The organism is Microcoleus sp. B3-D2, from assembly GCF_036705345.1.
Classification (GTDB): Bacteria; Cyanobacteriota; Cyanobacteriia; order Cyanobacteriales; family Microcoleaceae; genus Microcoleus.
This window is the reverse complement of the sequence record NZ_JAUBUG010000084.1, coordinates 14,114-27,065: the sequence shown is the minus strand read 5'-3', so window position 1 is coordinate 27,065 and position 12,952 is coordinate 14,114. Positions and strand designations below refer to the sequence as shown.

The window sequence follows — 12,952 nt, the reverse complement described above, 5'->3', positions numbered from 1 at the left end:
TAATTAATCCGAAACATCTCAAAAACTGGTTTACTAATTGCTGCTACTGTACCTCATAACATCCGGAAGTGCTGTATTCGCTGGAGTTGTTTTCAGCTACTGTCATATAATTTTAGGTTTGAGATGAACTGACAAGCTGCTTGAAGCGCGATAGTTTGCGCTCCATTTAACACAGCATTTGGGCAATTTAAATCATCTTTCCTGAAATTTGTAACTAAACTGTACTTTTAAGTGCTTTATCTGCGCTTCAAGCTCAGCACGCTGAGAAAAAAGCTGGACAAAACCATCTGCAAACCGACGGTCAGGCAAGTGAGCGAGGGAATAACCAAACGCAGAGTTTTAGAAGGGTCTAGAGAACCGAAAGCTGTTTCCTTCCAGATAGTTAATGACAAGAACGAGCCAACTATTCCGATTAATATCAGCGTGACTCCGACAATCAATCCTGTCTCTAGGGTGACATAGCGAAATATTTTGTTGAGTTTCGGGTCTTCGGGCAGCAGTTTTTCACTGATGGCAAAAACTTTGGTGAAGAAAGCGAAAGTTACTGCTTGAAAACCGATGATAATTGCGATCGCAGCATACAGCAGCGTATGCACGTCAAAGCTGATGCTCCCGATATTTTGAGTACCGGGCAACAGCCAAATTCCCACTATTAGACCCACAATCATTAGGAAAACACCCGGATACAAGAACAGCCATCGGGGACTGTAAAGCAGCAGAAATCGCAAGTGCCGCCAGCCATCCCGCCAAGTTCGCAGGTGCGGCGGACGGCTGCGGCCATCGGGAGAGAGTACGGTTGGGACTTCTGTGATTCGCAACTTGTACAGAGAGGCTTTAACGACCATTTCGCTGGCAAATTCCATCCCGGTTGTTTGCAAGTCGAGTTTCAAAATAGAGTCTCTCCTGAAACCCCGCAATCCGCAGTGAAAGTCGCCTGCTGGACTGGAGAAGAATAATTGCCCCACCCAAGTAAGTACCGGATTTCCTAAGTATTTATGCAGTGGTGGCATTGCCCCCGGTTTGATGCCCCCTTGAAAGCGGTTTCCCATCACTAAATCGCACCCTCCCCGCAATTTTTCGACAAAGGCGCCGAGGTTAGAAAAGTCGTAGCTGTCATCGGCATCGCCCATAATGATATAGACTCCGCGCGCCGCGATTATGCCACCCATCAGGGCGCTACCGTAGCCCTTGGCTGCCACAGGTACGACTCTGGCTCCCTTTCTCGTAGCGATATCTTGAGAACCGTCAGTGCTGCCGTTGTCTGCTATGATGACTTCACCGGCAATATCAAGTTCGCGCAGCGATTTCAGCGCCTTCTCTATGCAGACTTCTAAAGTTTCTGCCTCGTTCAGGCAAGGCATGAGTATCGATAATTCGAGAGTGTATTCCCCGCTTGCGTTAGTCTCTTCTGCCATATGTTTATTTCACTCTTGTTCGCGATCGACAATAGTTGCATTTCCAGTATGTATGTTTAAAATATGGGTGGCGAACAAAACTCAATAAAACTTAATCAAAGCGGTTTAGGAGAGTTTTTTGCGGGCCATTCTCGAGCTGTAGTATTATGTGGGTGAACTCATGAATAGAGGCGTTTTTCTTGTTCTGCTTGCTGCCATTTTGTGCAGCGTCCTGGGTCAATTTACTCTGAAGGCGGGAGCTAAAATTTTAGGGCCGATCGGCGCTGCTAATTTAGTAGAAAAAGTTATCGCAATGGCTACTCAGCCTTTGATAATAGCAGGTCTTTCTCTGTACGCAATTTCTTCGATTGGTTTTATCGTAGTTTTGTCCCGCGCTAACATTAGCATAGTCTCGCCTTTATTGTCAATTAGTTACCTGTTTACTGTTTTGGGTGGCAAAATTGTATTTAACGAGCCGTTGCCGCCACTACGGTTGGTAGGTGTGGCGCTAATTATGACGGGAGTAATTTTTGTACTCAGAGGTCAAGCAGGGGGTGCCCCTGGGGGCAGTTAGCGATTACTTTTGACATTGACGCTTGAGTGCGAAATTGATAACTTAACTCAAAGGGTGCGTCTAAGTGTTCTGTTATTAGATAGATCCAAGAACCTACAAGTTGTGGGCGAATCTTTTGAAAAATATAGAAAATGCAACTCTAGACACGATTTGTGCAGGTACACTATATTTGGTGCCTGCACACATACGAAGGCTACTAATTGACACAATATGGCCTCACAAGTTGGTGAGGATTTAATTAAAACCGTATAAGTACGATCGCGGAAGTTTACAGAGCTCGCGATCGGCGAGTGAAAGACGATCGCGCCTGCCTCACCCATAAAAGTTTTAAGTACCAGGGCGATGAGAGCTAAGATAATTAGTGAAATATCGAGGAAAATATGTAAATATATCATTTAACCATGTTAATTATTGTCAATATTTACGCTCGCAGTCAAACCAACTACTGATTAACCGATTTCTATCAGTTTTACAGGAAGTTGCATACAATAAAGATTCTGGTGAGAGGGCATCCGGATGGCAGCCAACTTGATAGGGCGATCGCCGTAAGTGTACAGGAGCAACAACTAAAAACCAGTCGGGTCTAAGCTTTAAGGAGCGGTTGCAAATGTTGTGGGTGCTCATAAACAAGACAAATCCTATCAAGTCCGCTAGTACCGGACTTGATATAAGGGGTAAGGGGTAAGGGATAAGGGGCAAATGAATAACTAAAAACCAACAACTAAGAACTAACAAATAACCAATAACAAATAACCAATAATTAATTCCCAATTCCCATGACTAATGACTAATTATGATTCATATTTATACAAAAATTAAACAGGGGCAGCGATGGCTCGATCGGTATCGGGGACGAAAACCGATATTTGCCTGCGTGCTAGGATTTACCGCTACTGGCTTAATTCCGGGGATTTCAGCAGCAGGAGCAACCCCGCACGATCGACAATTTACTTGTTTAGCCGATGCAGAATTTTTGTATAACGGCCCCCAACCGTCGCCGCAATATCCTTTGCCGCCCCTAGAAGCGGGCGCGTCGCCGGTACTAATATCTCGCGCTGTAGTCGAAGCTTTGGAACTTCCCCTTTACCTATTTAATGCTGGTTTGCCCCTCCCACCTCCGGTACCTGCAATTGATTTGGGCGGCACTCCGGCAAAGTGTCTGATTTCTGGGAATGCTTTAGAACTCGAAACAGTCAAACATTTGCTCGAACAAGGATTAATTTGGGGAGCTAAATTAGCCGCTCAAACTAATGGCAGCTATTTAATTTTAGGGGAGTGCGTAGTTGGGGGAACGACTACTGCTTTGGGCGTGTTAATGGGTTTGGGTATTGCAGCGGCGGGCAAAGTTAACAGTTCTCATCCTCGCTGCAATCACGCTCAAAAATTGGCTGCGGTGACAGCGGGACTCAATAATGCTGAGTGGGAAATTGGCGGACAAAACAGCACTCCCCTGGAATTGGTAGCGGCGGTGGGCGATCCGATGCAAATAGCGGTGGCGGGAATGGCGATCGCCGCGAGTCGGACTTGCGGGGTGCTTCTGGCCGGGGGTACGCAAATGCTGGCAGTGTACGCTTTGATGCAAGCCTTAGCCCGTGAATATGCTCTGCTATGGAGTCCCGAACAAGTTGCGGTGGGGACTACGCGCTGGGTGGCAGAAGACCCTACAGGAGACACTGTAGGACTTGCTAAAGATATCGGCGGTGTGCCTCTGTTGGCCGCGCAGCTAAGTTTTGCTGCATCTCGCTACGGGCAACTGCAAGCTTACGATCGCGGCTATGTTAAAGAAGGTGTCGGTGCGGGAGCGTGTGCGATCGCCAGTGGCCTGACTGCAAATTGGACTCCTCCTCAACTCCTCCAAGCTGTTGAAGCTTTAGCCTCGCGGTGTGAAATTAAACATTAGAGAGTCCTGGAGGCAAAAAACCAGGTTTTTACTGAAAATATGGGGGTTTTGCAGCAACGAATACACTCGCCAACCGGGTTTTTAGTTTTCTGTGCGTCCAGGAATCTTAGGAATTAAACATTAAAAATTCAGATGCGCCGATCGAGCTGCGAACATGGTTGTGCTGCTCACCCAGCTTCCTTTTGGCTGAATAATTATATCACTTTCTGTAGCATTTCTGCTCTCATATTTACAGAATTTCCTACACAATATCTGGCTTTGATGCAGTATTCCCCCTGCTAATTGCGGGAGATAAAAAACTCTATGCAATGAATCTATAAGTAGACGAGCATAAATCAACGCAACTTGTATTTTTTTTTTGATTAGTACCCGATCCCCGCTAGCAATATTTAATTAGGCCCGCCTAGATGTTGCGAGTGCATTCTTTTCGAGAGCAACTGTTCTTCCAAGGCGGCAATTCGATTGTAAGCTGCTGTTAGCTGAGCAGTTAAGCGCTGGATTTGAATCTCTGCGCTCAGCTCTTTTTCCAGGCTTTGAGAATTCTTGTCGAAGTAGTTGTCATCTAACAGTATGTCCTTGTGTTCGAGGAGGCCGTCGAGACTGCTGTAGCTTTGATAGGACGAGGTTTGGTCATTTCCTAGGGTTCCAGAGCGATCGTTTCTCTGTTGCTGGGTCAGCTTCGTCTCCTTGGCAGACTCCAAGAACTTTTCATTGAGGTTTTCTATGAGTTTGTAGAGGGCATCGACTTGTTGGCTCAATACTGTAACTTGCTGGCGGAGCGCTTCCATACAATCATCCTTTGGCTCGTAACTTATATCTTTACATTTTAGGTAAATCTTTACATAACTGTGATTTATCACTAAATTATTTAATTTTTGACGTAATTGTTGTGTTCCCAATCCTGACGGTAGATTTAGGGAGCCAGCTTGAAGATAATCGCTCGGCATTCGTGAGTCGATTGTAGATTTTAGATTCTAGGTTTTACACAGTCTGGGACACAAGAACCGGGTTGGTTAACCCCCATACTTCGTTCAAACCTTCAATCAGAGTTAAAACGTCGGGTTTCTGAGAGTCGGATGGCAGAGCGTCCTATTAGATTGACTTCGCTCTCGCCAGTGCTTTCAGGATTCAGATGAATGGATTTTTAGTTTTTTTAGTTATTAAGCTGTCGCCGATTTAAAAAGGATTTTTTACTTGGGTTGTGTAAAAAGCGTCCTCCAACGGCAGATGGCAGCGCTCTCGTTGTTTCGTTATATTAAAAAATGTAACACAGATGCAGTCGATCGAGCCGGCTGGCGAGGCAAATTGGCCCAAAAGAACTTTTCGCAAACAAATCAGGCGTTAAATTGACGGAGTTTTCGGCATCGGAAAGCTCGATCGACAGACTCAGACCGCAGCAGAACCGAGTACAATGGCTCTGTGTTTGAGGAAGAAATAAGATAAATCGGCGCCAACTACCGGACTCGACAAACAATTATTTCCCGGGCTGTAGAACACAAAACGATCGGTCACTATTTAGAAAAGCGGATTCACAGGTGAAACGAAGGTCTTTGCTATTGGGGGCCGCCACCCTAACTTTAAGTCAATTGGCGGCAGGGTGCGACTCGAAGCCCATTCTCAAAATTCGATCGCTCAAAAACGGTATTCCGGCCCAACTGGTAAGCAAATTTAGCCGCGATGTACAACCGTCTCCGCTTTTGCAGGTAACGCAAGAAGGACAATTAAAAGAATTATTCGCCCTGTTGCAGGAGTGGAAACAGGTTCCCCAATCAAAAAATCAAGCTAACTTGGTGATGTTGGGAGATTACTGGCTGACTTTGGCAATTAGGCAAAAATTGATTAAGCCGATCGATCCTGCTAAGTTTGCTAATTGGCCACAATTGCCAGAAAGATGGCAAAAACTCGTCAGGCGCAACGATGAGGGTAAATTAGATCCTCAAGGTAAAGTGTGGGCTGCCCCTTACCGCTGGGGAAGTACGGTAATTGCTTATCGAACCGACAAATTTAAGGCTTTGGGGTGGACTCCGACAGATTGGAAAGACTTGTGGCGATCGGAATTGCGCGATCGAATTTCTCTGCCAGACAGTGCTAGAGAAGTTATCGGTTTAACATTAAAAAAACTAGGGAAATCTTACAATACGCAGCAATTAGATAAAGTCCCAAATCTCAAAAAAGAACTCGCAAATCTGCACCGACAAGTTAAACTTTATAGTTCTGACTCTTACCTGCAACCATTAATTTTAGGCGATACTTGGTTGGCCGTAGGTTCCTCTGGGGACTTGCTGCCGCTGCTGCAAACTCAAAAGGATATTGCTTTAGTAATTCCAGTTTCGGGAACTGCACTTTGGACAGATTTGTGGGTAGAACCAGCATCAGGCAATCCAGTTTCTTTAGTGGAAAAATGGATTGATTTTTGCTTGCAGCCTCGGGTTGCTCCTCAATTATCTTTGCTGGCTAAGGCTAGTTCGCCGATAATTGTCGGCATGAACCCCGAGGATTTGCCGGAAGCTGTTCGCACTAATTCTGTGTTGTTGCCAGATGCGAAGATTCTTGCTGCTAGCGACTTTCTGCTGCCTTTTGGGGATGCGGGGATTGCCCAATATCGATCGCTCTGGCAAGAAACTAGGCAAGTAGTGAGAAGTTAAAATGTAGAGTGCGTCAGATATTGATTTATCGATTATCCAGAAAATTACTCGCGACTGACGCACCCTACTAAAATCCTTTCACCCTTCCTCGAATACCCGGATTTGAGAGAGATTCTAAATCAATGCGACAGTTAAGCCGATCGCCCTTGCACGAATAAACTGCCAAAGCAGTGCCTTGACGGTTGCAAACTCGCACATTGTAACCGTAATCGTTGGCGACAGTGCCAAAGCGGTTGACAAACTGATAGCGTTCCATATAATCGAGCAAACTCCAAAGTTGGCGGTTGACTATGATAATTACCCAAGTATTGCCGGGATCTACAAACCAGCGATCGAGCAACTTTCCGCCATAGAGTTTTTGAGCTAACCACAGACTCGGCACACTTTTTTCGGTTTGCGAAAGCGGGGGCGGCGGGAAATTAGCAGCGTTGCCAGTCGGGCAGCTCGGCTGCTGGGAATATGCGGCAGATTGTCCCCACAGCAAGGCTCCGAAGCACGCAGAACCCGCAATAAGGAACAAAAATAAACTTTTTGTCAAAATGCAATTCTTGCGGGGATAAACATCGTATTTCATAATTATTTTTTTATTTTTTATGTATTTCCCGTAGGACCGAATTTTACCAACCATTTATGTCGGAAACTCGCCATCTAGAAAACCCGCACCCGCAGAGTACATAACCTACATCTACCTTACATTTTATTATATGCAACAGATGTACGTTGCGATTTTTTGTTGTGTGGGGGTCGGTTTATTAGATTGTTTTTTTTCTTTTATTGTTGGTAAAGCCCCCCACTACAGTCATGTTAAAATTCCGATCGCTTAAACAATGAAGCAGGCAGACAAGCAGTAAAAGTAGAACCGCAATCTAACTCGCTAATTACTTCAATATCGCCGCCCATCATCTGACAAAAACGCTGGCTGATAGTCAGGCCCAAACCTGTACCGCCGTACCTGCGAGTAGTTGAATTGTCAGCTTGAGTAAAAGGTTGGAACAGTCGCTCTTGCTGTTCTTGTGTCATGCCGATGCCCGTATCGGTGACTCGGAAAATTAAAAAGTCTGCATCCAAAATTAACATTTGAGCAACTATCGGTTGATATTTATTTTTTAATTCTTCACTGCTAATTCTTTCGACAGCAAGCACGATCGTCCCATTCGCACAAAACTTAGCAGCATTGCTGAGCAAATTCAGCATTACCTGTCGCACTTTCATCAAATCGCCGTGCATCGCGCCGATATTGTCAGAGATCAATACTTCCAAAGTATTGCCGTTTTTATCCATTAGCGGTTTGATAGTTGTTACCACCTCCTCGATTAAGCCTCCAACATCGAAGCTTTCGAGGTAAATCTCCATCTTGTCAGCTTCAATTTTGGAAATGTCGAGAATGTCGTCAATTAGGTGCAGCAAGTGTTTGCCAGCAGTGCGAATTTTGTCTAAATCCGAGACTACCTCTAAGTTGCCTAACTCTTCGGCATCTTCCACCAGCATATCGCTGTAGCCGATAATCGCGTTGAGGGGAGTGCGTAACTCGTGGCTCATGTTTGCCAGAAAAGCACTCTTGGCGCGGTTGGCGAGTTCTGCTGCTTCTTTGGCCAACTGCCACGCTTCCTCGGCATCTTTGCGTTCGGTGATATCCCGGAGTGTCGCCACTACGGCTTCGACGCTGCCGTCTGTCGCACAAACCGGGCTGAGAATGTACTCGTAGTCGCGGGTTCCCCAGTTTGCCGTGGGGACAATTACTTCGCCTTTCTTGGGCTCGGCTGTCGCAAATATGGCGTGGCATTCTTGGTGAACCCGCTGCATAATTGTTGGCGACCAGCCTAATTCCTGCCAGGTTTTGCCAATCATTTCTCTGGGGTTCATGCCGGCCGCTTGAGCGGCGGTGCGGCTGACATAGGTGTATTTTCCCGATCGATCTACTAGAAAAATTAGGTCAAGAGAAGCGCCTAGAATGCCGTCAACTGTTCTGGCGTGTCGGGCTACCTGAGCGGTCATTTGTCTGACTGTGATGGCGCCGCGGGCTCTGGCGGCGAGTTCAAACCGCAAGAGTTCGTTGGCTTGTTTGAGGAATAGGGTGCGCTGTTCGACTTCTATTTCTAGTTCTGCTTTGGCTTTTTCTAGGGTGAGTTCGGCAAGTTTGCGATCGCTCACATCTGTAGAAATTGTACCGACTGCATAAGCTTTACCTTCGGAGTTGCAGAGGGGAAACTTCAGAGAAATATAAGTGTGCGGGCCATCGTCTTGAGGGATGATTTCTTCGATGGTTAGGGGCGAGGAGGATTCGAGAACTTTCAGGTCATTTTCTCGCAAAACTGCTGCTTTGTCTTGGGGAAAAATATCGCGGTCGGTTTTCCCTGTTATTTGCTCTTTTGCGATGTCGAACAAATTGTCAAAATGGCGGTTTGTGAGCAGGTATTTTCCGTCAACATCTTTGATGTAAATTACTGCTGTTGAGTTGTCTAAAATCGCTTGCAGCAGTGCTTCGCTCTTTCGCAGGGCTTTTTGAGTATTTTGGCGATCGAGTATTTCTGGCTGCAATTCCAAGTTGAGGCGATTTAAGTCTTGCCAAGCTTCCTGGACTAGATTTAAGGCGATCTCGCTTTTTTCTAGTTCTGTATGTACCTGCCGCGACTGGTTTGAGACGGAGTTTTCGGGCAATTCTAGGGGTTGGAAAGCGAGCGGGATGTGGGGATTTGCGATCGGGCCATCGCCCGCAGTTTTTTTATACCGAAAATCGACCGCTAATTTACCGTTTAAACTCGATTTTTTGGGAAATAAATCGGGAAATTCGCCGAAATTTAAATTGTCATAAATTAGATCCAAATTCCGGGATCGCTGCGGTGGTTCGGCGCAGGAGTTAGATGTCCAATTCCCGTCTGCTGTTGATAAATCTGAGTTAGCGGGTTTGGCAATCCGGCGAGTGACGGCCACTCCAAAGGCGAAGGGGACAACGGCAGCAGCAGACAGTGCCAGCAGTAGCCAGTTGTTGCCCCACCAAGTTTCGATCGAGGTCTTGGGGATGAATCGCACTAAAATTGCTGCGGGTTTTCCCGCTAAATTGCCAAGGGATTTGGCAGCTACTGCATAAGTTTGACTGCCTGTTTGTACGTTTCCGGCGACTGGTTTGCCGCCGGCGGCGAGTGCAGATTTCAGCAGCGATTTCTCTGCCAGCAAGTCTGGTAACGGTTGGTTTTTTGTAAATGTTTGCGAACTTGCCAAAACAAATTTGCCGTCAGCCAGCGGTGCGTATATAGCCTGATATCCCCCGCCCTCTAAATTGAGGGTTTTGCTGCTAGCAACTACCGACGTTTTGCTGATAATTTTTCCTAATACTAAGGCAGCAATCACTGTCTGAGTTTTTGGATCTTTTATGGGAATTGCTGTGTAGCGGAGGAGAACAAGGCGATCGCCCTTTCCGGGCGGCAAAGATCCCAATTGTTCCTGAAGTTCTGATTTGGCAAGGATTTCGGTAGCCGTAATTGGCTGTTTTGCAGCGAATACTCGATCGACTATTTTTTGCAGGTTAAAACTTTTTCCCTTATGGTTGGAGTTGACGCTAACCACAATCTGCCTGTTTTTTCCCACTAAAGCCGCGCTGTCTATTTCCCCTGTTTTGACTTGATTTTCCAAAATTTGCTTGACTGATTTTCGCAAATCTGATGTTGTTTGTTTACCGCTGTTGTAAGCTAAGGCTGTTTGGGCGATCGTTTTGCTGTCAGAAGAGTTTTGCAAACGGTCGGCGGCGCTATCGAGTTGGAGATTGTAGTTAATTTCACTAAGGCTCAGTTCGGATTTAGCTTGATTTTGCAGTTGATTGCTTCCAACTGCCGATGTTAGCCAAAGTGCTGCTGCCGTTAGTCCGACGGGCAAGATTGTTTGTAAAGTCAGCAGTCCGATTAGCTGTTTTCTGGTAACCGATAAGTTGTAGGTACACGGCTTGAAAGCTGCTTTCAATCTTCTTTCGGAAGTCGCCACTTTAGTTTGCTGCAGACAATTTGGCTGGCTGTCGTTTAACTGAGTATGAGCCATAGTAGTAAATACGGGATCGGTTTTAGATGACAGGCCATCAATTAATCGGGAAGGGAATCAATGTGAGATTGGAGATTTGAGATTTTAGACTTCGGCGTGAGCGCTCAGTCGAACGATTTTATATTTTATATCGAGTTCGCTTAATCACTCATCATAAAATTGTTAGCTCTCGCCGGGGGCAATAAAGCAAGAAAATGACTGGGATATTTTTAAATAAATCAATTTCTCGGTGTTCAATCAGATTGTCTTATTTAGTTGTTTTTCCATATACTGTCGGCTCCTATTTAAAGTTTGTTGCGAGCAGACAGGGGACATGGGTGTCAACTTCAGACTAAAACCATTTGTATCTCTCGTTTATAGCCGAGTCTCGCTCCCCGTAAATCCCCCTTAAGAAGGGGGACTTTGACGCTCTTGTCCCTGCGGGGTTAGGGGGGATCGGGAAGACTGTGAACTCAAACAGTAGATTGGTACAACATAAGACGTTAAGTGGACACCAATGCCTGCAGACAGTCCGCAAGCTAAGTAGTTTTTCGCTCGACTCTATCGTAAATTCACTTAAACCAAAGTTTAACGTAATTATTGCAACACTTAGATACGCTCGATCGCCTTTTCCCTGCATCACCTTTTTTTCAATCCCACAACCGCCTGCCTGCTTTGCCGCCCAGTCGCTGGTGAGTATCTTTGAGGAGGCTGGGGATGTCTAACTCTTCGGGACACCGGGGCAAACATTCGCCACAATCGGTGCAGCGGTTGCCTTTGCTGCCGGGAAACCAGTGTCCGGCATTTTCAAACATGGCGTAGCGGTATTTGCCAAAGTCAGTCATGTCGCACCCGACGGCGAGATTGCGAAGTCGCAATACTTCGGGAATGTTGATGTTTTCCGGGCAAGGCAAACAGGCATAGCACTGGCTGCATTTGTCGGTTTTCAAAGTGGCTGCAATAGCCGATTCTAGCCGATCGAACGCAGCGAGTTCGGCGTGGGTGAGGGGAAAGTCGCGATCGGCATATTTCAGAGGTTGCTCTAATTCGGTCGCATTTGCAGCCCCCACACTCAGAGTCCCAATCCTAGTATCGCTGAGTAAAAATCGATAGTTCAACTCTAAAGGCGAGAAAGGCGAGCACAATTGTGCGAGAGTTTCCGGAGGCGTGTAGAGTTGCCCTCCTTTATCGGCTGGGGAAATGATGAAAACGCCCATATCTTTGTGCTTGGCGAGTTCAATTGCCGGGGCGTTGCGCTGAAAAAAATAGTAATAATGCAGGTTGACAAATTCAAATAAATCTGTACTTATTGCAGCCAAAATCAGATCCAGAGGCCCGTGAGTCGAAAAGCCGACGTGCCGAATGCGACCCTCAGCCAGGGCTTTGCGTACAGCTTCCATGCAGCCTGTGGGCGATCGCACCCAAGCCAAATGTTCCCAAGTATTCAAACCGTGAATTGCCAGACAATCGATATAGTCTAAATTCAGGCGTTTGAGGGATGCGTCGATGCAGCGTTCCATGGCTGCTGCATCCTCCGTTGGGGAAATTTTTGTAGTGACGTGGAGGCGCGATCGATCGACAGACAAACCAGCCGAAAGGGCCGCGCCAAGATATTCCTCGCTGCAACCGTAACCAGCCGCAGTTTCCAGGTGATTGATTCCCTGAGACACCGCCTGTTGTACAGTCTGACAGGCAGTTTCCTCAGAAGCCAAATAGCGCATGGTTCCCAAGGAAAATACCGACAGGTGCAACTCCGTTTTGCCAAACCGTCGATAGCGCATAAAGGTCAGGAAGTTTCGCCGGGACTGAAGCCGCTTCTCTTGATCAAATCCTCTGGACGGAGGTTTGAGATAAATTCCCGGAAGGCCCGGCGTTCTGCCTCATCAGCATCTCGATCGACCGGTATCGAAGCATCGGCGACGACTTCTTCCATCACCCAGATGGGGCAGTTCGTTCGCAGGGCTAGGGCGATCGCGTCGCTAGGTCGGGCATCGATCTCTTTTTTAACTTCTCCCTGACGGACGATCAGGACGGCATAAAACGTGTTATCTTGCAGCGAGTGAATAACTATGCGCTCCAAGGTAAGACTCCATGCCTCTAAGAAATTGACCATCAGATCGTGAGTTAAGGGCCGAGGAGGTTTGTGCCCTTCGATCGCGCTAATAATAGCCTTTGCTTGCTCCTGACCGATATAAATAGGCAAAGCCCGTCGCTCAGTAGCGTCTCTCAATAAGACAATAGGACTGCGCGTGGCTGCATCTAAGGCAATTCCAGCGACTTTCATTTCAATCATTCGATCGGCCTCATAGAATTAAGAAACTGTAAGGCAGTAGAGAACTTGGACATAAAGATCACCTAAATCCAGTATGACTTGATCTTCGCCTGAATCTGCAACAGATCTGGGACTGTCGATTTTAGATTTTAGATTGAC

General features: G+C 46.6%; 9 protein-coding genes. 3 read left to right on the top strand and 6 right to left on the bottom strand.

Annotation, left to right across the window (positions count from 1 at the left end):
- Nucleotides 1-236: 236 nt before the first annotated feature.
- Complete coding sequence (locus QUB14_RS24485) at nt 237-1,415, bottom strand: glycosyltransferase family 2 protein (RefSeq protein WP_333220160.1); 1,179 nt, start codon at nt 1,413-1,415, stop codon at nt 237-239.
- Between the two features lie 160 nt (nt 1,416-1,575).
- On the opposite strand from QUB14_RS24485, the gene QUB14_RS24480 reads away from it, so the two are divergent.
- A complete protein-coding gene (locus QUB14_RS24480) occupies nt 1,576-1,968 on the top strand; it encodes a hypothetical protein (RefSeq protein WP_006635489.1) in 393 nt (130 codons plus the stop codon).
- A 793-nt stretch (nt 1,969-2,761) separates the two neighbouring features.
- Complete coding sequence (cobT, locus tag QUB14_RS24475; protein WP_333220163.1) at nt 2,762-3,868, top strand: nicotinate mononucleotide-dependent phosphoribosyltransferase CobT; 1,107 nt, start codon at nt 2,762-2,764, stop codon at nt 3,866-3,868.
- Between the two features lie 389 nt (nt 3,869-4,257).
- Here the strand turns inward: cobT and QUB14_RS24470 are convergent, their stop codons facing one another.
- Entirely contained in the window at nt 4,258-4,656 is a 399-nt protein-coding gene (locus QUB14_RS24470) for a hypothetical protein (RefSeq protein ID WP_333220165.1), read from the bottom strand.
- 747 nt (nt 4,657-5,403) lie between these two features.
- On the opposite strand from QUB14_RS24470, the gene QUB14_RS24465 reads away from it, so the two are divergent.
- A complete protein-coding gene (locus QUB14_RS24465) occupies nt 5,404-6,513 on the top strand; it encodes an extracellular solute-binding protein (RefSeq protein ID WP_333220167.1) in 1,110 nt (369 codons plus the stop codon).
- A 67-nt stretch (nt 6,514-6,580) separates the two neighbouring features.
- On the opposite strand, the gene QUB14_RS24460 is transcribed toward QUB14_RS24465, so the two are convergent.
- The 4 genes from QUB14_RS24460 to QUB14_RS24445 all read right to left on the bottom strand — a co-directional run bounded on the left by QUB14_RS24460 (nt 6,581) and on the right by QUB14_RS24445 (nt 12,814).
- On the bottom strand, nt 6,581-7,087 hold the full coding sequence (locus QUB14_RS24460) for a hypothetical protein (RefSeq protein WP_333220169.1): 507 nt from the start codon (nt 7,085-7,087) through the stop codon (nt 6,581-6,583).
- Between the two features lie 230 nt (nt 7,088-7,317).
- Nucleotides 7,318-10,542, bottom strand: a complete 3,225-nt coding sequence (locus QUB14_RS24455) for a PAS domain-containing protein (protein ID WP_333220171.1) — start codon at nt 10,540-10,542, stop codon at nt 7,318-7,320.
- 629 nt (nt 10,543-11,171) lie between these two features.
- Entirely contained in the window at nt 11,172-12,302 is a 1,131-nt protein-coding gene (locus QUB14_RS24450) for an aldo/keto reductase (protein WP_333220173.1), read from the bottom strand.
- A 5-nt stretch (nt 12,303-12,307) separates the two neighbouring features.
- Complete coding sequence (locus tag QUB14_RS24445) at nt 12,308-12,814, bottom strand: bifunctional nuclease family protein (protein WP_006635481.1); 507 nt, start codon at nt 12,812-12,814, stop codon at nt 12,308-12,310.
- Nucleotides 12,815-12,952 lie beyond the last annotated feature (138 nt).